General features: G+C 48.6%; 22 protein-coding genes. 15 read left to right on the forward strand and 7 right to left on the reverse strand.

Annotated features, from left to right (window positions below; all coding sequences use genetic code 11):
- Nucleotides 1–235: 235 nt before the first annotated feature.
- Complete coding sequence (locus KNP00_RS10915) at nt 236–1,027, reverse strand: SDR family NAD(P)-dependent oxidoreductase (protein ID WP_240542850.1); 792 nt, start codon at nt 1,025–1,027, stop codon at nt 236–238.
- Nucleotides 1,028–1,181: 154 nt separating this feature from the next.
- Here KNP00_RS10915 and KNP00_RS10920 point away from each other — a divergent pair, with 154 nt between their 5' ends.
- The 3 genes from KNP00_RS10920 (at nt 1,182) to KNP00_RS10930 (ending at nt 4,805) form a co-directional block, all read left to right on the forward strand.
- Complete coding sequence (locus tag KNP00_RS10920; protein ID WP_215145339.1) at nt 1,182–2,078, forward strand: peptidase U32 family protein; 897 nt, start codon at nt 1,182–1,184, stop codon at nt 2,076–2,078.
- A 9-nt stretch (nt 2,079–2,087) separates the two neighbouring features.
- Nucleotides 2,088–3,329 carry a peptidase U32 family protein gene (locus tag KNP00_RS10925; protein ID WP_215145124.1) on the forward strand — a complete coding sequence of 414 codons (1,242 nt, stop codon included), beginning with the start codon at nt 2,088–2,090 and terminating at the stop codon, nt 3,327–3,329.
- A gap of 78 nt (nt 3,330–3,407) precedes the next feature.
- Nucleotides 3,408–4,805: an MATE family efflux transporter gene (locus KNP00_RS10930; protein WP_215145126.1), complete on the forward strand. Its 1,398-nt coding sequence runs from the start codon at nt 3,408–3,410 to the stop codon at nt 4,803–4,805.
- On the opposite strand, the gene KNP00_RS10935 is transcribed toward KNP00_RS10930, so the two are convergent.
- On the reverse strand, nt 4,806–5,669 hold the full coding sequence (locus KNP00_RS10935) for a DMT family transporter (protein ID WP_215145128.1): 864 nt from the start codon (nt 5,667–5,669) through the stop codon (nt 4,806–4,808). It lies immediately after the preceding gene.
- A 196-nt stretch (nt 5,670–5,865) separates the two neighbouring features.
- Between KNP00_RS10935 and KNP00_RS10940 the strand changes: the two genes are divergently transcribed.
- The 4 genes from KNP00_RS10940 (at nt 5,866) to KNP00_RS10955 (ending at nt 9,663) form a co-directional block, all read left to right on the forward strand.
- Nucleotides 5,866–7,896: an RHS repeat-associated core domain-containing protein gene (locus tag KNP00_RS10940; RefSeq protein WP_215145129.1), complete on the forward strand. Its 2,031-nt coding sequence runs from the start codon at nt 5,866–5,868 to the stop codon at nt 7,894–7,896.
- Between the two features lie 25 nt (nt 7,897–7,921).
- Nucleotides 7,922–8,326: an SMI1/KNR4 family protein gene (locus KNP00_RS10945; protein ID WP_215145131.1), complete on the forward strand. Its 405-nt coding sequence runs from the start codon at nt 7,922–7,924 to the stop codon at nt 8,324–8,326.
- Between the two features lie 220 nt (nt 8,327–8,546).
- Complete coding sequence (locus tag KNP00_RS10950) at nt 8,547–9,284, forward strand: hypothetical protein (protein WP_215145133.1); 738 nt, start codon at nt 8,547–8,549, stop codon at nt 9,282–9,284.
- A gap of 13 nt (nt 9,285–9,297) precedes the next feature.
- The gene (locus KNP00_RS10955; RefSeq protein WP_215145135.1) at nt 9,298–9,663 is read left to right on the forward strand and encodes an epimerase; all 366 of its coding nucleotides are present in this window, start codon (nt 9,298–9,300) and stop codon (nt 9,661–9,663) included.
- 1,361 nt (nt 9,664–11,024) lie between these two features.
- On the opposite strand, the gene KNP00_RS10960 is transcribed toward KNP00_RS10955, so the two are convergent.
- A complete protein-coding gene (locus tag KNP00_RS10960) occupies nt 11,025–11,339 on the reverse strand; it encodes a type II toxin-antitoxin system RelE/ParE family toxin (RefSeq protein WP_215145137.1) in 315 nt (104 codons plus the stop codon).
- A 6-nt stretch (nt 11,340–11,345) separates the two neighbouring features.
- Nucleotides 11,346–11,684 (reverse strand): AbrB/MazE/SpoVT family DNA-binding domain-containing protein, encoded by a 339-nt coding sequence (locus KNP00_RS10965; RefSeq protein ID WP_215145139.1) that lies wholly within the window; start codon nt 11,682–11,684, stop codon nt 11,346–11,348.
- A gap of 450 nt (nt 11,685–12,134) precedes the next feature.
- Here KNP00_RS10965 and KNP00_RS10970 point away from each other — a divergent pair, with 450 nt between their 5' ends.
- The 3 genes from KNP00_RS10970 to KNP00_RS10985 all read left to right on the forward strand — a co-directional run bounded on the left by KNP00_RS10970 (nt 12,135) and on the right by KNP00_RS10985 (nt 15,566).
- Entirely contained in the window at nt 12,135–12,635 is a 501-nt protein-coding gene (locus KNP00_RS10970) for a hypothetical protein (RefSeq protein WP_215145141.1), read from the forward strand.
- 107 nt (nt 12,636–12,742) lie between these two features.
- The gene (locus KNP00_RS10980; RefSeq protein ID WP_215145145.1) at nt 12,743–13,021 is read left to right on the forward strand and encodes a DUF6881 domain-containing protein; all 279 of its coding nucleotides are present in this window, start codon (nt 12,743–12,745) and stop codon (nt 13,019–13,021) included.
- A gap of 418 nt (nt 13,022–13,439) precedes the next feature.
- Entirely contained in the window at nt 13,440–15,566 is a 2,127-nt protein-coding gene (locus tag KNP00_RS10985; protein ID WP_215145147.1) for a DNA topoisomerase III, read from the forward strand.
- 64 nt (nt 15,567–15,630) lie between these two features.
- Here KNP00_RS10985 and ytzI read toward each other — a convergent pair whose 3' ends face one another.
- Nucleotides 15,631–15,822: a YtzI protein gene (gene ytzI / locus KNP00_RS10990; protein ID WP_026825791.1), complete on the reverse strand. Its 192-nt coding sequence runs from the start codon at nt 15,820–15,822 to the stop codon at nt 15,631–15,633.
- A 144-nt stretch (nt 15,823–15,966) separates the two neighbouring features.
- Between ytzI and KNP00_RS10995 the strand changes: the two genes are divergently transcribed.
- Nucleotides 15,967–17,079 (forward strand): PP2C family protein-serine/threonine phosphatase, encoded by a 1,113-nt coding sequence (locus KNP00_RS10995; RefSeq protein WP_215145149.1) that lies wholly within the window; start codon nt 15,967–15,969, stop codon nt 17,077–17,079.
- A gap of 37 nt (nt 17,080–17,116) precedes the next feature.
- Here the strand turns inward: KNP00_RS10995 and KNP00_RS11000 are convergent, their stop codons facing one another.
- Nucleotides 17,117–18,052, reverse strand: coding sequence for a magnesium transporter CorA family protein (locus tag KNP00_RS11000; RefSeq protein ID WP_215145151.1), 936 nt, complete (start codon nt 18,050–18,052; stop codon nt 17,117–17,119).
- Between the two features lie 156 nt (nt 18,053–18,208).
- On the opposite strand from KNP00_RS11000, the gene KNP00_RS11005 reads away from it, so the two are divergent.
- Entirely contained in the window at nt 18,209–18,571 is a 363-nt protein-coding gene (locus KNP00_RS11005; RefSeq protein ID WP_215145341.1) for an Hpt domain-containing protein, read from the forward strand.
- A 36-nt stretch (nt 18,572–18,607) separates the two neighbouring features.
- Here the strand turns inward: KNP00_RS11005 and KNP00_RS11010 are convergent, their stop codons facing one another.
- Nucleotides 18,608–19,489: a chemotaxis protein CheV gene (locus KNP00_RS11010; RefSeq protein ID WP_215145153.1), complete on the reverse strand. Its 882-nt coding sequence runs from the start codon at nt 19,487–19,489 to the stop codon at nt 18,608–18,610.
- Nucleotides 19,490–19,711: 222 nt separating this feature from the next.
- On the opposite strand from KNP00_RS11010, the gene KNP00_RS11015 reads away from it, so the two are divergent.
- From KNP00_RS11015 to KNP00_RS11025, 3 genes are all read left to right on the forward strand, one after another.
- Nucleotides 19,712–21,148, forward strand: coding sequence for an NADP-dependent glyceraldehyde-3-phosphate dehydrogenase (locus KNP00_RS11015; protein ID WP_215145155.1), 1,437 nt, complete (start codon nt 19,712–19,714; stop codon nt 21,146–21,148).
- A 108-nt stretch (nt 21,149–21,256) separates the two neighbouring features.
- A complete protein-coding gene (locus KNP00_RS11020) occupies nt 21,257–22,231 on the forward strand; it encodes an MBL fold metallo-hydrolase (RefSeq protein WP_215145157.1) in 975 nt (324 codons plus the stop codon).
- Nucleotides 22,228–22,971, forward strand: coding sequence for an SDR family NAD(P)-dependent oxidoreductase (locus tag KNP00_RS11025; protein WP_215145159.1), 744 nt, complete (start codon nt 22,228–22,230; stop codon nt 22,969–22,971). Before KNP00_RS11020 ends, KNP00_RS11025 begins: the two co-directional genes overlap by 4 nt.
- Nucleotides 22,972–22,980: the final 9 nt, after the last annotated feature.

The raw sequence follows: 22,980 nt of genomic DNA on the forward strand, positions 1-22,980 counted from the left end.
TCTACAGGGGGATCAAGAAGGTCCAGCGCGCCAATCTGGTGGCAGCCACCGCACAAAACATGAAGAAGCTGGCCAATCTGTTGGCCAGAGAAGACCGTCTATATAGCATTTCTTCAATTTTATGGGGGCAGAACGCCTCAAGAAACCGGGAACCACAAAAAAGGACGAACCAGGTCGCAAGAGGCGACCTGGTTCGTCAACAAGCTGGGAGCGACCCGTCTAGGTCGCTCTTTTTTCATGTCGTCGATTCAGCGGCAACGCCGTCCGACGGTTTTTGCATACGGCGAAGTATTTCAAGACTGAGCGCTCGTGGCATCAACTTAGCCAAACCGACTAAGAGCTGATTCGAGAGCCCGGGTACGATCACGCGTTTATTGTTCATGACCCCTTTATATCCGAAGAAGGCGACGAGATGGGATGGCATTTTCGAGAACGACAACTCGCTACCGGCACGATTGAAAAAGTTCGTGTCAGTCGGGCCAGGACATAACACGCTCACATGAACACCGCTCCCTTTCACTTCAGCATGAACTGCCTCGGTGAAGGAAAGGACGTACGCTTTCGTCGCATAATACACGGCCATATACGGACCTGGTTGGAATGCGGCGACGGAGGCGACGTTTAATACGTGACCGTGATCACGTTCGAGCATGGCCGGTAAATAGGCTTTCGTCAGCTCGGTCAACGTGTTGACGTTCAATCGGACCTCGTCCGCCTCCGTCTCAGCATCGAGGTCGGCGAATGCGCCGGATGTACCAAAGCCGGCATTGTTGATTAAAAAGTCGACAGAAAGTCCCGCCTCGGCAATCATGTCGGTCAAACGGGCTGCGGCATCATGTTTTGCCAGATCAACGGCAAAAACATGGACGTTGATCCGATATCTCGTCTCTAATACTTTCTTTAACTCGTGTAAGCGCGGCTCGTTTCGGGAGACGAGAATACAGTCATATCCGTCCCGTGCGGCGAGTACGGCCAAGTCTAGACCGATGCCCATCGAGGCACCCGTGATTAAAGCTGTCTTTGACAACGTGATCCACTCCTTTAATGAAAAGTCATACATTGTTACTGAATTCTTCACGAGTTGTTAAAATCCTGCCCCGTTTACACATTCGAACGTATGCTAAAGTATAGCAAGAAAATGTGATTAGACTCACAAAGTAGGGAGAAGAACAATCATGATGATTCAGCTCGTGACTACGGCGCAAAGCGTCGATCAAGCAGAAGCGTTAATCAAAGCGGGAGCGGACCGATTATATGTCGGAAACGCCCGGTTTGGATTGCGACATAAAGGAGAGTGGACAATCGATGCTGTGAGGGAAGTCACACGACTTGCGCACCGATACGGGAAAGAAGTGACGGTGGCCGTCAACAATTTGATGCATAATGACCAGATTGATGAGTTGCCCGAATATTTACAGGAACTGAAGGCGATCGGGGTCGATGATGTGACGGCTGGAGACCCGGGAGCAATCCGTCTGATTCGACAAGCGAAGATTCCTTATTGGTACGATGCGCAAACGCTCGTCACGTCCGCCAAACAGATTCAATTTTGGGGTAAACGGGAAGCGATCGGGGCGGTCGTCGCACGCGAAGTGACGCTCGAGGAACTTGCTCTCATCCAGCAACAAATCGGACTGCCGGTAGAAGTACAGGTGTATGGTCCCACTTGTATCCATCACTCCAAGCGTCCGCTCGTGACGAACTATTTCAACGAACTCGGTCGTCCTTTTGAAGAGGCGAAACAGCACGAGTATTATATGAGCGAGCCTGCTGATGCATCGAGCCGCTATCCGATCTATGAAGACGAGAACGGGACGCATATTTTCTCTGAAGATCTGACACTGATGGGACAGCTGCCGACATTGGTCAAACATGGGCTGCATACGTGGAAACTTGACGGATGGCATGCGGGCGACCAGTTTGTCGAAATCGTTAAATTGTTTACGTTCGCCCGTGCGAACCTATTGAACGGTCGATTTGACCGTGTTGAGATGGAAGCCCGTCTCAACGACCTGCAACCGGAAGGATTCCGTCTCGGAACGGGATTGTTGTTACGCAAGCCAGAAGAGATCAAGTGAGGGATAAACATGAAACGACGTCCAGAATTATTAGCGCCAGCAGGTAACTTAGAAAAATTGAAGATGGCGATTCACTACGGGGCCGACGCCGTCTATATCGGCGGGCAGCAGTTTGGTCTGCGTTCACGTGCCGGTAACTTTAGTTATGAGGAGATGCGAGAAGGTGTGGCGTTCGCCCATGCTCGCAATGCGAAAGTATATGTCGCCGCGAACATGGTGACGCATGAAGGCGATATCGAAGGGGCAGGTGAATTCTTTCTGACACTGCGTGATATCGGAATTGACGCGGTCATCGTCTCCGATCCGGCGATGATCGAGACGTGTCTCACGGAAGCTGAAGGACTGCCGGTCCATCTATCGACTCAAGCCTCGGCGACCAACTACGAGACACTTCGCTTTTGGAAAGAGGAGGGGCTCGAACGGATTGTCCTCGCCCGAGAGGTTTCGATGGATGAGATCGTTCAGATGAAACAAGAAGTCGATGTCGAGATTGAGACGTTCGTCCATGGGGCGATGTGCATCTCTTATTCAGGACGCTGTACGTTGTCGAACCACATGACACTACGTGATGCCAACCGTGGCGGGTGCGCCCAGTCATGCCGCTGGAAATATGGATTCTTCGAAGCGGGTGAGCTGTTGACAGAAGAGATGGAAGCGCGCGACGAAGAACCGTTCACAATGAGCTCGGTCGACTTATCGATGGTCCGGCATATCCCCGACCTCGTGGACGCGGGGGTCGACAGTTTGAAAGTCGAGGGGCGGATGAAGTCGATTCATTACGTCGCGACCGTATGTAATGTCTATCGTCAAGTGATTGACGCATACTGTGAGGACCCGGAGAATTTTGTCTTCGACCCGGCGTGGGAAGAAGAGATTTGGAAAGCGGCCCAACGTGAACTGGCGAGCGGATTCTATTACGGCATTCCAACCGAAAAAGAGCAGTTGTTCGGAAAACCGCGTTCGATTCCGCAGTACGCCTTTGCCGCAAGGGTCATCTCATACGACCCGACGAGCGGGGTGGCGACACTAGAGCAACGAAACCATTTCTCGGTCGGGGAAGAGGTCGAATTTTTTGGTCCCGGATTTAAACGATTCTCGCAAGTCATCGAGTCAATCGAAGATGTGGATGGTCAGACGCTCGAGTCAGCCAATCAAGCGATGATGACGATTCGCGTGAAAGTAGATGAACCGGTCGCGACCGATTTTATTATGCGCAAGCGAAAAGGTGTACCCGCACGCGTAGTCGTCTGACACATCCTCCGAGCCAACATAGTCGCCCGAACCGTCCAATCCTGCTACCCTAAGAGATAGAGACGGAGGGATGGAAGGATGAACCAAAACACAGAGCAATTACGGACGGAGCCCATCGGTCGACTCCTCTTCAAATTATCGCTTCCGGCGATGATCGGGATGCTCGTGACGGCGCTCTATAACATCATTGATACGATTTTTGTCGCCCGTGGGATCGGCGCCTCAGCCGTCGCCGCCATCGGGATTGCGTTTCCGATTCAGATGATCTTGATGGCCGTGTCCAGTGCGGTCGGACTAGGCGGGGCGTCCATCAGTTCGAGGAAGCTCGGGCGCGGGGACGATGCCGGCGCGGCCGTCACGTTTTTAAACGTGCTCGTCCTCGTCGGTCTGTTTGCGGCGTTTGCGGTCAGTTCTGCCTTTTTTATGCTAGATGAGATATTAATGGTGTTCGGGGCGACATCCGAAATCATGGAACTTAGCCGACAATACTTATCGGTCGTATTGATCAGTTCACCCTTCTTTATGTTCACGCTTGCTTCAAGTGCGATGGTACGTGCTGAAGGTCAGGCGCCCTATCAGATGAAGGTCATGTTGACGACCGTCCTCGTCAATCTCGTAACGACCCCTCTTTTTATCTTCACCTTTGAGTGGGGAATGTACGGGGCAGCGCTCTCGACGGCGCTCGCACAAGTCGTCGGTTCCATTTTAATGCTTCGCTTCTTTTTTGCCCGTAAACCAAAAACGGAACTGCGCTTCAAATGGCGACAGTTCCGGATTCGGTTCGACGAGATCAAGGAGATCATGGCAATCGGTTCGTCCTCGTTCATCATGATGGTATCTCAATCGATTCTGTTCGTCGGCGTCAACGTGATGCTCGGGACGTACGGTGGGACGGAAGAGTTGGCGATCTTCGCCATCATCAACAAGTTCATGGCGCTCGTCGGTATGCCGATCATGGGCATCGTCCAAGGGATGCAACCGATCGTCGGATATAACTACGGTGCCGAACGGTTCGACCGCATGCGTGAGACGATTTGGACGGCGATGCGTGCCGGGATTGCGATTGCCGTGGTCATTTGGCTCGTCTTGCAGTTGTTCCCGCATACGCTCATGGGATGGTTCTCGACGGATGATGCGCTCATTGCCGGGGGGGTGACCGCGATTCACATCCTGTTCGCGGTCTCCTTCTTACCGAGCGTGCAAATGCTCGTCAACGGGATTTATCAGTCGCTCGGAAAGGCGCGAGTCGCCATGTTCCTCTCGCTTTCCCGTCAGACGCTCTATACGATTCCGCTCGTCTTCATCCTACCATCGTTTCTTGGGGTGTTCGGCGTCTGGCTCGCATTCCCGATTGCGGATGCGATGACGTTTTTGACGGCGGTCGCTCTGGCGTTTTGGGACCGTAAATTATTGTTCCGTCCTTCAGAAGAGGATGCAGAAGATCGTCCGGGGGACCCGAAAGCTACGAATCTATAATCAGACGTCCGCTCGAGTCGAGCGGACGTCTTCTTTTAGGAACAGATAGATCCCTGCGAGGAGGACGATGGCACCGGTCCACTGCAACGGACCGAGACGTTCTCCGAAAAAGGCGTACCCGAACAACATTCCCCATAGTGCCTCACCGAGAATCGTGATGCTGACGACTGTCGCACTGACCCGTGCGAGCGCATAGTTGAACAGATTGTGCCCGAGAATCGTCGGAAAGAATGCGAGTGCGAGGAAGTACCACCAGTTGACCGATTCGAATGCCGTGAACGACGTGTCGCGTACGAGCAACATGAAACAAAGAACGACCGTCGCGACGAGGTAAACGCTAAATGAATACGTGTTCGTCTTCATCTCGGTACGGACGTGTTGTCCGACGAGCCAATATCCGGCGATGAGGAGAGCGGCGAGCAAGGCGAGCATGTCCCCGAAGAGCGCTTCACGACCGAGTTGAACATCCCCTGCGGCGACGAGCATACCCCCGAGGACAGCGACGAGTGCGTAAGTGAGTCCTTGTTTGGTCGGATTTTTTTTAAAGATGACGGCATTTCCAATCAAGACAAAGATTGGGCTTGATGTGACGAAAAGAGTCGAACTGGCGACTGTCGTATAATCGAGCGATAAAAACCAGAGCCAAAAATGAAACGCGAGAAGCGTCCCGCTAAGGAGTAAGGCATATCGAGTCATGAGACGTGTTCCGATGAGTGATTTGAAATCGACAAACGGCAACAGCATCAGACACGTGATCAGCATGCGGTAAAAGGCGGCCGTCTCGGCCGGAGCGGACGTCCATTTGACGAATAGGACGCTCGTCGACAAGAAAAAGACAGCGGCGAACAAAATGAGATAAGACATGGCGACACTCCTTCACTTATGTATTTCTTAGTCTAATGATAGCGGAAAGTAATAAACACGGGAATTTCATATTTTATATACATGAGAGAAGAATGAAAATGGGATTGTTAGCTTAACGTATAAAGATGACGAGAATGCCGAAATCATTCAATCTGCTCTCGGTCAGGGAACGATATACTATAATGAAAATGATTTAGTGAAGAAAATCATTACACCGCGCAATGAAGAGTTCCAGTTCTCCTATACCACGTCGGAGTTAATCAAAAAAATCAGGGGACCGAGACTGACTCATGAGATGAATTATGGTCCGAATGAGAAGATGACCCAGATCCAGACGAATAAGAAGGACACGGAGACGGTCATTTTCTCTGAAACGTATGAATATAACAAAGATGAGCAAATCATCAAGGCGACGAACAATGATTCCGAGCAAAAAACATATACCTATACGAAGGAAGGGTTCTTGCAATCTGTCACTCGAGGGAGCGACACGATAGACTATACGTATGACTTGAGCGGGAACATGCTGAAATCAGAAGACCAGTCCGGCAAATTGATCTCTGAAAATAAGTACCTACAAGGAAACCGTATCGATACTTCAATTCAGTACGACAAAGAGACGAACACTTATCGCCACATCAGCTATGATTTTAGAGAGAATGGATCATTAGCAAAAGAAACGATTCGTAAACCGTCAAGCACATCGAGTAGCGCGAAACAGGCTGCGGTCGATGTGGTGAAAGAATATCACTATTCTTCGTTCAACCTGTTGATGAGCATCACAACGAAGCAAGGAAGTAAAGTCACCGAACGCATCGAGTATACGTACGACAGCGAGGACAATCGTTCTTCGAAGAAAGTGACGAACGCTGAAGGCGACCGTTTTGAGTTCTACTATTACGATTCAAACGGGGATCTCGTCTCTGTATCAAGCAAAACGGGAGACGATTTGCTTGAGAACACGATGAATTTCTATCGAGATGCAAGTGGTAAGCTCCTTAACTTTGAGTATAAAGGGACGACTTTCGATTACGTCTTCAACCAACGTGGTGACGTTGTTGCAATTACGAACGAGATTCAGGAAGTGATTGCCCGCTACAGTTATGACGAGTGGGGGAATTTGATTGCGCTTGAGGGTCTGACGCCTCTCGGTCAAGAGGTGGCAGAAGAAAACCCGTATCGCTATGTCGGTCATTACGGCGTTCAGTATGATTCGGACAACGGTCTTTATTTCATGGGATGGCGTGACTACGATGCCAAAATCGGGCGCTTCCTCGTCGCCGACGAGTATGAGGGAGAAGAGACGGACCCGATCTCGTTCAACACGTATCTATATGCCGAGGCGGACCCGGTCAACAACATCGACCCGGACGGTCACTTCGCAAAATGGATCAAAAAGCTCCGGCGAGGTGTCAAAAAAGGAAGTGTCAAGGCCTATAACTTCTTGATCGGCGACGACGTCAAGACGATCAAGAGCAAGAACACCCGTTGGTATCAAAAGCTCGGTGCCGCGGCGATGATCGCGTCGAACTTCGTGCCGGGACTCAACGTGGTCGGGAAGGCGGCCAAGGCGGCGCGAGCGACCTATAAGGCGGTCAGTACCGCACGCGCCACCTACAGAGTGGCCAAGACCGCTGTGAAGACGAATGCGAAACGGGCAGCAAGCCGAACGCTCCACGTGACGAAGACGGTGGGGACAAAATCGATCCGAAAGGCAAAGAAAGTCACTGCCACCGTGAAAGCCAAGGCCCGGCAACGGTTCACCCGAAAGAGTCAAGCGAAGACACCGGTGAGTTCAACCGTCAGTCAGCGGAACGTGAAAACAGAGACGCGGTCTCAATCGAGTGAGAACGCCAAAAGTCTAAACGAGCCGTTGAAGCTCGATCTTCAGTTCTTTGCCGGTAAAGGTACGGGTAATAGCATAAAGCAAGGTGAATTCTCTGTAACTAATTGGGATGGATATCCGAACAATGGACCGAAGCCTGATGGTCCTTTTAGACTGCTTGAAGGTGAAGAATATCAAAAAGCAAGAAAGACAGCTAATAATGCCAATGCTGCTTTGCATAGAAAAAACCCAGAGCTAAAAGGTAAACAAATTCATGAAATTCATCCAGTTAAATTTGGTGGAAGCCCTACGGATAATGCTAATAAAATCCCGTTGAGTCCGAAAGAGCATGCTGAGTATACAAGATACTGGAATAACCTTATGCGTAATCTAAAGAAATAATTAACTTGAAAAAAGGGAGATAAGAATGGACGAACAAATTAAAACTTTATTAAGTCAATTTGAACTTAATGAACCAGCTTCAGAAATCAATATTAAAAAGGTTGAAGAACTACTGAGTATTAACTTTCCACAAGAATATTATGAATTTCTTTTATTTTCTAATGGTGGAGAAGGTGTAATTGGTCAATCCTATTTAGTATTGTGGAAAATAGAGGATTTAATTGAATTAAACGATGCTTATGGGGTTGAAGAGTTTGCCCCAGGCTTATTAATCATCGGTTCTGAAGGTGGGGATACAGCTTATTGCATTGATGTTAGAAGTGACATTAAGCCATTTGTACAGGTACCTTTCATTGGAATGGATTTAAGTGAGGTACAAGGTTGTAGTAATGACTTCAAAGGGTTTCTTAGTTTTTTGAATAAAGAATAATTTATATTTGACCTTGATTGGCTATATGCTTTTCAAGGTTTTTTAGTTGCCATAGTTTTATGGTTCACACTCGTCCCCTAGAAAATCGAATGAGAGTGTAAATGAGCTAAACGATTTTTGTTTTGAATCGATCAGGACACAAGCCGTTTTCTCGTTCTACTTTGTATTCCAAGAAAGTTTGTGTACCGAGTCGTGGCCTCACTGTTAAACTGGAGAGGCGATGATTGCTTCGAACTTCGTGCCGGGACTCAACGTGGTCGGGAAGGCGGCCAAGGCGGCGCGAGCGACCTATAAGGCGGTCAGTACCGCACGCGCCACCTACAGAGTGGCCAAGACCGCTGTGAAGACGAATGCGAAACGGGCAGCAAGCCGAACGCTCCACGTGACGAAGACGGTGGGGACAAAATCGATCCGAAAGGCAAAGAAAGTCACTGCCACCGTGAAAGCCAAGGCCCGGCAACGGTTCACCCGAAAGAGTCAAGCGAAGACCTCGGGGAGTTCAACCGTCAGTCAGCGGAACGTGAAAACAGAGACGCGGTCTCAATCGAGTGAGAACGCCAAAAGTCTAAACGAGCTGTTGAAACTCGACCTTCAGTTTTTTGCCGGTAAGGGTACGGGTGAATATAGTAAGGTTGGTGGACATCATGTTCACGCAAAATCTGCATTTGAAGAAAATGTAAATTATGATCCGAAAAAAGGATTTAGTATAAGTCAAAGTTTTATGAAGGATAATGGACTAAATCATCAACAAATGACGAATAAGCAAAGAGAACTGTTTAAAGAACTCAATGAAAGTGGAAGACCTAACACTCTAAAAGAGCATACTCGAATTGGGGTAGAAGCATTAATAGCAGGAGGAGCAACACGTCAAGAAGCTAGAGATTTAGTAGCGGCGTCTCTCAAAAACTTGCGTCAACAAGGTGTCAGGGAGCCTAATAATATACCTTGGTATAAATAAGGAGTGGATTAAAGTGAGTGATAATAAACAAGTATTGGATCTTTTTGGTCAAGTTTTAATGGGAAGAATACGAGATGAAGCTATAGATGATTGGGAAAGAATATTCCAAGGTAAGATGAGAGATAATGAATCAAAAAAAATATTTGAAACATTAAACACATTTAGTCCTGAACAAGTTCAATTTATTATTAATTTGTTTCCTAAAATTGTTGATACGACATTACATCATCTTTTATGGACATTAGAACAAGAAGAAGACATTAATGTAATGATTAAAGCTGATAGAAATAAGGTTATTAATATTAAAGAAGTCAGTGATGGTTTATCCGGAGAATTATACACAGAAGATGGATGGATTTCACGCTTTAGTAATAAATAGAGATTTAGAAAACCTTGATTGGCTCAATGCCTTTCAAGGTTTTGTTTTGTAAAAATAATACAGGAACATAAGGATGATTATTGAGCAGGACAAAAAGAAACTGATTGTGTTTGAGAATCGAGAGCTCATGATGGTTGTACCATCATGGAGTATCGTTTTAATACTTGGAGGAACAAACAAGAACGAGAAATGGGCGAGATGACATTTTATATGGTAGGGGTAGTTATGACATGGATTGGCTAACAAACTAACGAGAATGACAAAGCTCGTGGCGATAAACAATAGGGTAATGTGAAAGGTTGTACTGTTATTACTTTGTCTTAAAAGATTTGGGTGTAGACGTCAAGTTGATTTGGTTCTTATGCACTTTAGGTGAGAGTGATATTTTCGCGTTATCGTCGTATAATCGGACAAAAGGTCGTGATTTCAATGGAACGTTTATTGAAGAGACTGGACGAACGATTATCGACACATTTCTTAAATCAAATCGAGGTGAATGCCCGACTTTCAAGTGTTGGTGCATCCTGTCCCCAATGCACTTGCTATTCTTCGAGGGGGCAAGGAACGTATATCTGAACTTGGATGAACATCCCTGAGGGTGGGACGGCCGTCTCTGTCCAACTATCCATGCCTAAATGGTATTGTGACAACGACGCCTGCAATCAAAAGGTTTTCGCGGAGCGACTAGAGTGTCTCCCCGTCTATCAAAGGCGAAGTGCCCGTTTGGACGCGCAGAACGTTCTCTCGTCTTTTCATTGAGTGCTCTTGAGACAGAGAAAATCTGTTCAGGCTTTGGTATACGGATCAGCCATAACACGGTACTTCGTCTGGTTTATCATATCGAGGTGGAGATGGGGACCTCCCCTTTTGTCGGGATAGATGACTTTGCATTCAAAAAAGGACATTCTTACGGGGCTATTGGTTATCGAGGTAACGATAGATTATTGTAATTAAATGATGGTTTAATTTATAAAACAACTGACCATCACAAAACATTTACAAGGGATGAATTATAAAATTAAGTGCAACACCCAAAAGTGAACATAAAAAAGCCCATGACGCTTTCCTCGTGTAGAATGAAGTCACCACAACACACATTCAGACGGAGGAAATCGTATGAGCTACACCCATCTTACCACAACGGAACGCGTGAAAACAGAGACCTCTCCAGAGCTCGCCAAGACCAACAGGAGGTAGAGGGGGTATTGAGTATAATTTGACGAAACCTCAAACACTTAAGTCGGCTGGTTTTATCTCAGCCCCGGTCACGAAAAGCTGCGTGCACATTGGTTGCAGGGGAGGAACTTAAATCTCGGATTTCGTGTTCCGAGTTGCTTGATAAAAGAGGGGATCATGACGATCTACTTCGATTTTAAATATCGTTTTAACTCATGATAAAAATTTTCTCTTGTTCCAGCCAAGATGACAACGATCAATTCTCCGTCTTCGGACACTTCAATGCTATAGGCAATCTCATAGGTGGTCCCTTTATGCCTAAAATCATATCCTCGGATACCGGCTAAATCACCTGTCTTAAATTCGCCGATTTCAGGGTTACCCACAATCTTTTGAAGATTTAGTTTATACAGCTCACTGAGTTGTTTATCTTTCTTTTTCAGCTTGATGAAATACTTCTTAGCGGCGGGGTGAAATCTAATTGGCAAGTTATCCTTCAAGTCAAATCAGTCCTTGTCGTCATCACCGAATAAATCATCTATTGATGTTGGCTTAGCGCTCTTCGCTTCCTCGATCATCTGTGAAATAGCCGGGCGAATCATATTTTTACGACGTTGAAACTCTTTCAAAATGTCGTTTCCAGTGAAGCCTTCTTGAATAACATCTGCTAATATTTCTTCTGAAAAATCGTCCGTATGTGTCCTTACTGGTTTGATATTGATTACTCCATCATTCAATTCCATGATGATCTCTTTTTCGATACCAATTGCATCAAAGAATTCTTTCGGAATGGCGACTTGTCTTTTGCTGGAAACCGCAACCTTTTTCGTTTTTGTTGCTAACATGGTTCTTCTCTCCTTTATTCTCTTTATTCTATTCGCTGAACACTACTCTTCTTGACCAATCTTTGTCGGTTGATGAGTTGACCTGCTCCCTTATGAGAGGTAAGAATCCTTACTCCTTACTTACACTAACTATATACCATTCTTTATTCTGATTCAATCGATACGTTAAAGGCGCACCAGTTTGATCTGTCTTACCAGATAATCGGCAAGCGCACATACTAGGCAAGCAGCGGTCGACGTAGTGAAAGAGTATCACTACTCCTCGTTCAACCTGTTGATGAGCATCACTACGAATATGAGGGGGACGAGACGGACCCGATCTCGTTCAACACGTATCTATATGCCGAGGCGGACCCGGTCAACAACATCGACCCGGACGGTCACTTCGCAAAATGGATCAAAAAGCTCCGGCGAGGTGTCAAAAAAGGAAGTGTCAAGGCCTATAACTTCTTGATCGGCGACGACGTCAAGACGATCAAGAGCAAGAACACCCGTTGGTATCAAAAGCTCGGTGCCGCGGCGATGATCGCGTCGAACTTCGTGCCGGGACTCAACGTGGTCGGGAAGGCGGCCAAGGCGGCGCGAGCGACCTACAAGGCGGTCAGTACCGCACGCGCCACCTACAGAGTGGCCAAGACCGCGGTGAAGACGAATGCGAAACGGACAGCAAGCCGAACGCTCCACGTGACGAAGACGGTGGGGACAAAATCGATCCGAAAGGCAAGGAAAGTCACTGCCACCGTGAAAGCCAAGACCCGGCAACGGTTCATCCGAAAGAGTCAAGCGAAGACCTCAGAGAGTTCAACCGTCAGTCAGCGGAACGTGAAAACAGAGACGCGGTCTCAATCGAGTGAGAACGTCAAGGGTCTGAACGAGCCGTTGAAGCTCGATCTTCAGTTCTTTGCCGGTAAGGATTCGGTTAAAACATTGAAATTGATGTATCAAGCTTAAATGTGGTTAAAGGTAGGGATGGAGTTCACTTAGTTCCTAATGATAATCCGCTAGACTTATCTGGTAGAATTGTCCGTACAGGTAAAAATTAAAAAGGGGGCGATAGGATGCAGTTTTTGAAGATAGAATGGATACATAAGATTGCCGACGAACCGTATATTATTTATGCCGAGCTTGATGATATAGGATATGAAAACAGAAAAATTGAGATATACAAAAATGGCAGGATTGGTTATGCTACACAATCTAGTGAATTTGGCGGCTCAATTTTGTCAGAGCATCCTTATCCTACAGTTGAGGAGATTTCAGCAAACTCGGAGTTTATTCCAGTGCAGATAAGTAAAGAGGAATTTGAACGCATTTGGAATGAAAATGTAGAAGTGTAAATATATTAAAAAACCTTGATTGGCTTTTGGACTGCTCCCCGTCAAGTAGACGGTATAATGAATGAAAACCAGCCTAGGCGGCTTGAGCCCTGTATTCAACTGGGCTCAAGCCGTTTAGTCATTTCTAGAAACGGTCGTGGCTGTAAAGCGATACGTAGGTCTCGAAGGACGATGTGAGTCTAGAGCTCACGCAAGTCGTACGTCTCCACTTTCAGGGTATCTCAAAAGCCTCGAATGAGTCGTAGCCGAGACAACGTCCGACCCGGGACATGTTGTGGGTCAGTCTCGCGTCTTCGATCCGTTCGAAACCTCTCTCGATGTGTCCATCTATGACTTGATATAGTAAAATATATTGAAGACGCAATCGAATCAGGTACGTCTTGACTCGAATTAAGAGGCGAAGTAAGGAGTTCTTATTATGAGACTAATCATCGCGGAAAAGCCATCACAAGCACAAAAACTGGCCGCTCCCTATCCATCTAAAAAGCGAAAAGAGGAGATCGAAATCTCTCCGTGCCCCCGTTTTCCTGAAGGGGCGATCGTCGTATGGGCGGTCGGTCACCTTTGTGAGCTCCAGGAACCGTCGCACTATCGACCGGAGTGGAAGTCATGGAAATATGATGCGCTCCCGATCGTACCCGAACGGTTCGACTACCGTATCTCAAAAGGCAAATCAAAGCCATTTTATGCAATCAAAAAATGGTTGCACGATCGCTCCATCACAGACGTCATCATCGCCTCGGATGCCGAACGGGAAGGGGAGGCGATTGTCCGTCTGATTTTAAGGCTCGCGGGAAACAAAAAACCGCTCGCTCGGCTATGGATTTCAAGCTTGACGGAACAAGCGGTCGACCGTGGGTTCTCGGAACTACTGCCGGGTGAGCAGACGGTCCCGTATTACCATGAGGCGATGAGCCGCGCCTGTGCCGATTGGCTCGTCGGGATGAATGCCTCACGCGCTTATACGACCTTATTGAAGACGATCGGAATCGAAGACGTCTTCTCGCTCGGTCGTGTGCAGACACCGACACTTGCCCTAATCGTCAATCGCGAACGGGAAATCAAACAGTTCGTACCGGAACCGTACTTCGAAGTCGAGGCGACGTTACTTAAAGGTCGAAGCACGTTCAAGGCGAAGTACACCATCGGAAAGACGACGAAACTGAAGACGCGCGATGAGGCAGATGCGGTCGTCAGGCGCGCTTCCGGCACCGCTACAGTCCAAGCGATCGACAAAGAAGAAAAAATCGAACAACCTCCATTTTGGTTCAGTCTATCCGGATTGCAGGCAGAAGCGGGGAAACGATTCGGTTTCGGGGCGAAAAAAACGCTCGATATCGCGCAAAAGTTATATACAAAAGGATGGATCAGCTACCCGCGGACCGATTCTGGATTCGTCACACCGGACGAAGCGACTCTGTTCCCTCAAACGAAGGCGAGGCTGCTGAAGTCCGATGCCTATGGCGGACTCCGAGAGTTGTTGACCGAGGACCCGTCTAAAAACCGTCGTTACGTCAACGCAAAAAAAGTGAGTGACCACTATGCGATCATCCCGACGGAAGCATGTGGCGATGTCAATCGGCTCGCTGGGGATGAGGCAAAACTGTATGATCTCATCATTCGGCGTTTCCTCGCGGCGTTCGCACCTGCTGCGACGCTTGAAAAGACGACGGTCGACCTGTTAGATGGAACGGATCTCTATCGGGCGAAAGGGACCGTCGTCGTACGTCCAGGCTATCGGGATGTCGTCGAGATGAAATCCAAAGACGTCGAGCTCCCTTCACTGACTGTCGGGGAAGTGTTGAAGGAGAAGACTGTCGATGTGCTGTCGAAACAGACGGAACCGCCCAAACGCTATACAGAAGGGGCACTCATCATGGCGATGAAAGTCGCCGGGAAACAGCTTGATGATGAGGCGTTGATTCACATCATGAAAGAAGTAGAGGGTCTCGGGACCGAGGCGACACGCGCCAATATCATTGACGGGTTGAAAAAGCGCGGATATGTCCAGCTTCAGAAAAAGGAGCTCGTCCCGACAGACAAGGGTCGTCTGTTAATCGATGTACTCGGAGACAGCATTTTGGCCTCGCCCGTCATGACTGCGAAATGGGAGAAGCGACTCCATGAAATCGGACAGGCGTCCGCATCTGCCGCAGAATTTATCGAGCAAGCCAAAAAGATGTCGATCCATCTCGTCGAGGAAGCGAAATCGCGCGTTGAGGCGGCGAATCCTGAAGGATATACGATTGAAGCGAAGCGATATGGGAAGAAAGGGGCGGCACGGCCGAAAGCGTCGTTCGGGGTCTGTCCGAGCTGTGGCAAAGGACTTGTCGAACATCCTAAATTCATCGGCTGTAGCGGATATCGTGAAGGCTGTCGTTTCACCGTCTCTAAGCAGGTGCTCGGCGTCGGACTCGTCAAGGATGAGTTAAGACAGATGATCAACGGGGGTCAATCGAACGTCCATACGTTTAAAAAAGGCGAGAAAACGTTTAACGCTTCGTTATATTTAGAAAAAGGTGAGCTCCGATTCGAGTTCAAATAAAAGAAGGGGCCTAGTGAACACCCCATAAAAGTCGGACATGTCAATCCAACTTTCATGGGGGAGTTCAACGTGGTCCTTCTGACTGATCTGTCTTTTCTTGTGTTTTTTCGGACTCGATCCGACGATTGATTTCGTCGTAGTCGAGGACGATGTCATCTTTATTGTCTTTATACGCGTACCCTTTTTGGATGACGACGATGGACGCGATAAGGACGAGTAAAATAATCAAGCCGCTGACGGCGAAGATCCAGGCCATAAGAATCCCCCACTTTCTAACTTAAGTATGCCAAATGATGGTCCGGTTCATCAACTGGAATGAACGGACGGTTGTGTCGTGTAAGGTCAAGAAGATATGGTACAATACGATATAGATTACTACATAGAGAAGGAAGGGATAGTCATGGCGATTTTGATTGTGGACGACGAACCGGTCAATACGCTCGTACTCGAGCAATTGCTTCACCAGCACGACTATGAGACGATTTCGGTCTCAAGTGGGGAAGAAGCGCTCGATTTACTGATGGCCCCACAAGCCGCATCGCTGTATGATCTCGTCCTATTGGATGTCGAGATGCCCGGGATTTCAGGGATTGAGACGTGTAAACGGATTCGACAGATGGCGGATTACGAGGAGATGCCGGTCATCATGGTTTCCGGGCGTACTGATGAGAAGCAGATCGCTGAAGGTTTAGACGCCGGAGCATCTGACTATACGACCAAACCAATTAAGGTGACGGAGCTCCTGGCCAGAATTCGCTCTGCGCTTCGCTATAAGGCAGCGGTCGACGAGCGGAAGATTTATGAGGCCCGTCTCCAGTATGATTTGGACCTTGCCCAAAAGATTCAACAAAGTGCGCTCACTCCTCCGATCAGTAACGAAGAGATTGATGTTCGCGCCCTTTATTTGCCATCAAAAAAATTGGCAGGAGACATGTACGCCTGGTTTCAGGTCGCCCCAGACAGGTACGGGGTCATCATCTTCGATGTCATGGGACACGGGGTCTCATCGGCACTCATCACGATGGGGATCCGGTCGATTCTTCCGGGTCTTGTCGGAAACGTACAGTATCCGGTAGACGTCATGACCGAGTTGAACCGTCAGATGACGTTCCTGTTCTCGGGTGACGATATGCATAGCTACTTTACGGCGGTCTATTGCTACATCGATACGACGAAGCGTCGAATCGAATATGTGAATGCGGGTCATCCACCGGTCATCGTGACGTCTGAAGCGGGGAACTGCCGACTTGAGACGACAGGGGTGCCGGTCGGCATGTTCGAGGAACCGAACTATGAATCAAAAGAGATTGCAATCACGCCCGATATGACGCTTCATATGTACACCGACGGGCTCATGGAATGTTACAGCAAAGACATCGATGATGGGATTCGTTGGCTTGAGAAAGACGTCGGGTCATATGGACTCGATTACAGTCGGCACGTCGCAGAGCGGCTCGTTCCAAAGATTGAAATCGATGACGACCTGTGTCTCGTCACCGTTAAAATCACATGATAAGAGCCTGACGCACGGTGCGTCAGGCTCTTGGTCGTTAAAAATATCGTTTTCGCCAAAGGATATAAAAGGCGAGACCGGAAAAGCCAATCATCATCGTAATCGCCATGACGAATCCGAACGGGTCCCCTTCCCATGGGACTTGAACGTTCATCCCGAAGATTCCAGAAATCATCGTCGGGATACTAAGGACGATGGTGATCGATGCCAAAAACTTCATGACGAAGTTGACGTTGTTTGAGATGATCGACCCGAACGCCTCCATCTTGATGCTGATGATATCGTTATAAATCGATGCCATTTCCATCGCCTGTCGATGCTCGACGAAGACGTCCTCTAACAGTTCCTCGTCTTCTTCATGTTTTTCCAAACTTGGCGTCTTGACGATTCGTTCTAGGACGCTGTCGTTCGCCTTCAAGGAAGTCATGAAGTAGACGAGCGACTTTTGCAGATTCATCAATTGAAAAATCTCTTGGTTTCGCATCGAACGTTGCAACTCTTGTTCGAGCTCATCCATTCTTCGGTCGATTTGGCGCAAGAATCGTAAGTATGTCATACTTACTCGATGTAAAATTTGAAAGACGAAACGGCTCCGATAGTTCGTTCGGAACAATCGTGCCTTCCCGTTAGCGAATAAATTCAAGACATCAAGGTCACGTGAGCAGACGGTGATGAAGTGTCGTCCGGTCACGATGATACCGAGTGGGATGGTGTTATACGTGCGACCTGTGTCATCTTCTTCCACGTACGGGACATCGATGATCATAAGAAGCCCTTCATCATCTTTTTCAAAACGCGGTTTTTCTTCGATATCAAGTGGGTCGTAGACAAAGTCTTCTGGAATGCCGGACGCCTCGATGACTTGATCGGCCTCATCTTTTGTCGGATTCACGAGTTGAATCCAGCTCCCTTTATCAAAGTCTTCGATTTCATTCACGTGGCCCGATGCGTCAGTACGGTAAATCGTCAGCATGCATCTTCCTCCTACCTTAACTCAATCTTATTATAGGTAGCCAAAACTTAGAGTGCAATCCAAAGCAGGAGTTTTTTTGTTTTCTCTCGAAAACATGTTACAGTAAAAGGGAACGGTTGGAACATCGTTTATTGAGGAGGGGTTAGATTGACAGGAATGCCTGAAAACGCTTTGTTCAATGAACAAAAATTAGCGGAGCTCCATCAAATCGCAAATGGTAACATGGAATTTTTGAACAAAATTGCATCCACATATATTCAACAGTTCGAGGCGAAGTACCCTGAACTAAAAGCAGCTGTCGAGTCGAACGATTACAGTCGGGTCGAACAGCTCGCCCATCTGTTGAAAGGGGCATCATATTCGGTCGGGTTGGAACAGACGGCACTTCTTTTCCACGACCTTGAAGTGGCAGGGGAGAACGCGCATCTTGCCGGGGCCGATGAGACATTGGCGACGATCGCCTCCCATAGTCAGCAGTTTTTGGTCGAGTGGAACCATCATTTCGAACAGCTCACATAAAAAAAGTTTGCGACCGAGGAGGCGCAAACTTTTTTATTACCCTACAAACTCATCAAGCGTCGCAATGAGAATGCCGATTTCTGGTTTCGTGATTTGGGCGTTCGCACCGACGGCCTCTCCTTTATGCTTCAAGTCGTTTGAGATGAGTGACGAGAAGATGATAATCGGAAGCGTTGCGTAGCGGTCCATCTCACGGAGACGCTTCGTCAAGTGAAGCCCATCCATTTGAGGCATCTCGATGTCCGTGATCAAGAGATCACACTCGGCTCCCTCTTTTTCAAACGCATCAAGCGCCTCTTTCCCGTTGTTGAAGATGGTCGTATTGAAATAGCCGGCATCGTCTAGTGTATCGAGGATGAGTGTCCGGAGCATCTCGGAATCTTCAGCAATCCAAATGTTTTTATTCGAACGCTCACGTGCCCCGAGACGTTTGACCGATTCACGGGCCATAATATCCTTACGTGAGAGTTCGAGCGCGATCCGTTCATAGTCGAGCAAGATGATCATCTGGTCTCCTGTTTTGACGACGCCGTTCGTGATGCCTTGGACACCACGAGCGAGGTCTGACGGTGTATCGATCTGTTCCCAGGAGATGCGTTTAATCTCGGTCACTTGATCGACGCGAAGAACCGATTTTTCACCGTTGAACTCACAGACGATCAAGCGGTCGTCACTGCCGACTTCACGGGGGTGACTGATGACCATCGGAAGGTCGATGACGGTCATGACCTCTCCGCGCAACTCGATAAGCCCCATAATGGCTTCCGGTGTACCTGGGAGTGGGGTCAATGGCAGGATTGTGATGATTTCGCGTACTTTCATGACGTTGATGCCGAACAAGAACGGTCCGGCCTGGAAAATTACGATTTCAAGCTCGTTCGTCCCTGCTTCAAGTAAAATGTTATGATCAGTGGTCAATGGTAGTCCCTCCTATTTCACGTACTCTCTTCTATACTATCGGTTTCGAATCGACGAATCTAAAGTAAAATACAGTCGAACATTCGTCAGAGTTCACAAAAAGTTTCATAGTAACCGTTTACATCTCATAAACTGAATCGTTATAGTTGTCCAATGCAAAAGAATCTGCATACAATGGGGTTGGCAACGAGATATTACAGCTTACTCAGGAGGCAGATAGAGATGATGAGTATGAACACATATCCATATTTATTGAATGGTCAATGGAAGGAATCTTCAAGTCAGGAAACGATCGAACTCGTTTCTCCTTATAAAGAAGAAGTCGTAGGTCGCGTTCAGGCAATGTCGCGCGATGAAGTCGATGCAGCCATCCATGGCGCAAAACATGCACAGCAGGAATGGGCGACGCTCCCGGTCAACAAGCGTGCTGAACTGTTGTATGCATGGGCAGAAAAACTCGAGGAACGCGTAGATGAGATTGGTCAAATCATCATGCAGGAAGTCGGGAAAAATTTGAACGATGCGAAGAAGGAAGTCGTGCGGACGGCTGAGATCATCCGTTACACGGCAGAAGAAGGCATCCGTTACAACGGTGGATTCATGCAAGGTGATTCGTTCCCTGGTGGCTCGAAAAACAAGATGGCCATCATCAAGAAAGACGCACTCGGTGTCGTCCTCGCGATTTCACCATTTAACTATCCGGTAAACTTGGCTGCTGCGAAGATTGCGCCTGCGCTCGTCACAGGAAACGCGGTCGTCTTCAAACCGGCGACACAAGGTGCGATCAGTGGCATCAAGATGGTTGAGGCGCTTCACGATGCCGGTCTTCCAAAAGGTTTGTTGAACCTTGTGACGGGACGCGGGTCGGTCATCGGCGATTACTTGACGTCACACCCTGGTATCGACATGATCACCTTCACAGGTGGTACGGGTACAGGTCAACACTTGTCACAACAAGCGTCGATGGTACCGGTCGTACTCGAGCTCGGCGGTAAAGACCCTGCCCTCGTCCTAGAGGATGCGGACTTGACGTTGGCGGCAGATCAAATCGTCAGCGGTGCATTCTCGTATTCTGGACAACGCTGCACGGCAATCAAGCGCGTCTTCGTCCTTGAAGATCAAGCGGATGAGCTCGTCGGCATGTTGAAAGAGCGCGTCGGAAAATTATCGGTCGGCTCACCGGAAGACAATAGCTTTATCGTGCCGTTAGTCGACGCGAAGTCTGCGGACTACGTGCAAGGCTTGATCGACGATGCGGTCAGCAAGAAAGCGACGGTCGTCCATGGGAATGAGCGTTCTGGAAACCTCATCCATCCAACGTTACTTGACAACGTGACGACGGACATGCGTGTCGCCTGGGAAGAACCGTTTGGACCAGTCCTTCCGGTCATCCGCGTTAAATCACTTGATGAGATGATCGCGCTCACGAATGAATCCGAGTTCGGTCTCCAAGCGAGCGTCTTCACACAAAACGTGAATAGCGCCTTCACGGTTGCTGACAAGTTAGAGGTCGGCACGGTTCAAGTGAACGGACGTACGGAACGTGGACCAGACCACTTCCCGTTCATCGGAGTCAAACAATCGGGACTCGGCGTTCAAGGGATCGGCCGTAGCCTTGAGACGATGACGCGTGACAAAGTAACGGTCATCAACCTATAAGACACACATTTTGCGAGGGGGAGACATCTCCCTCTTTTTTGATTGATTGAAAACGCATCTTTCAGACGGGTATAATAAAGAAAGACAGGATGAAGGGGTGGTGATGACGTGGCGGACTGGATTTCAAGCCAACTGGCAAGACTCGATATCCCGACACCGTTCGAAGTCGGGAACGTGAACGTCTATATCGTTGAACATATGAGTCGATTTTTCATGGTCGACTGTGGGCCAGACACCGAAGAGGCATGGGTTTCGTTGAATCGACAGCTTGAAGAACTCGAACTGTCGTTGTCTCAGATCGACTTTTTGTTTTTGACACATCATCATGCCGACCATGCGGGACAAGCGTGGCGTCTCCGTGACGCGTCAATCCCGGTGTATGGGCACGAAAAGCTCGTTCGATACTTAGAACAGACCCCGAATTTTTTGAAGCGGGGTAACCACTTTTTACGTGAGCTGGCTCTTTCTTTCGGGGCACCGGCCCCACTCGTAGACAGATTACCAGATTATCGTGAGGCGCTTCGCTGGATCGGACCGACGACCGTCACATTGACGTTCGGTGACGGGCAGGCGCTGACGTCTGACGGTGCGTGGCGGACGATTCATTTGCCGGGACATGCGAGCGACCAGCTTGGGTTGATTGGTCCGGGGGGACTTCTCATTGCTGGAGACCATTTGATTGATAAAGTCGAGCCGAACCCGCTCATCGAACAGCCGTATGACGGCGAAGGATTCGCCTCACCGGTCATTCTTTATATCGATTCGCTCAAAAAATTGCGAGACGTCGATTTGAAGCTCGTCGTCAGTGGGCATGGTGAACCGATTCATCATCCGAATGATTTGATTGAGAGTCGCATTCGTCAACGGTATGAACGCAGCGATCAATTGCTCGCTAGTTGGGAAGACGGACTCAGCGTGTTTGATTGGTCGATGAAGTTATACGGAAGAAAGATGAGGCGAGGGATGCCGCTTGTCTTCAGTGAGGTGTTCGCGCGACTCAGTTTACTCGAAGAGCGCGGTGACATCGTGAGAAGTCGAGATGAGCAGAAATGGATTTATATAAAGAAGGAAGCGATGTCGTGAAGCGAGTGGTCATTACAGGTGCGTCAAGCGGACTCGGAGCCGCGTTGGCGCATTCTTTTTATGAACAAGGGAATAAACTACTATTGATTGGCCGAAATGAAGAACGATTGAAAACCATCGCCAACTCGTGCGAGGGCGACTGGATGTGTGCGGATGTCGCGACATCGAGCGCACTCGTCGAAGAGGTGCTGGAGCGATTTGGGACGTTTGACATATGGGTCAACAATGCGGGCATGGCAGAGTTCGATTTAGTGCTAGACCAATCGACAGAAGTGCTCGAGGAGACGATGCGTGTGAATGCGATCGCGCCGATGCTCTATTCACGAGAATGTGCCCGTGTCATGAGGCAAGGAGGGCAAATCATCAACATTTGCTCACAAGCGGCAAAAGTGCCGACCCCGAAATCGGCCGTCTATGCGGGGTCGAAGGCGGCGCTCTTGCAGTTCTCGAACGCACTGAGACTGGAGCTGAAACCGCTCGGCGTGCATGTCATGACGGTGAATCCCGGACCGATTGCCACATCATTCTTTGACCGGGCGGATAAGAGTGGTGCATATACCGAGAGTATACAAGGAATCATGCTCGACCCGAAACGGTTGGCGGACGCGATTGTCAGAGGGAGTCGCAGAATGAAACGCGAGATCAACGCCCCTTGGTGGATGAATGTTGGCGCCACTCTGTACGCAATCTGCCCAAACATGTTCGAAAAGCTTGCAAAACGGGGATTTGAAAAAAAGTGACAAGGAGGA

This window comes from Exiguobacterium qingdaonense, assembly GCF_018617855.1.
GTDB lineage: Bacteria > Bacillota > Bacilli > Exiguobacteriales > Exiguobacteriaceae > Exiguobacterium > Exiguobacterium qingdaonense.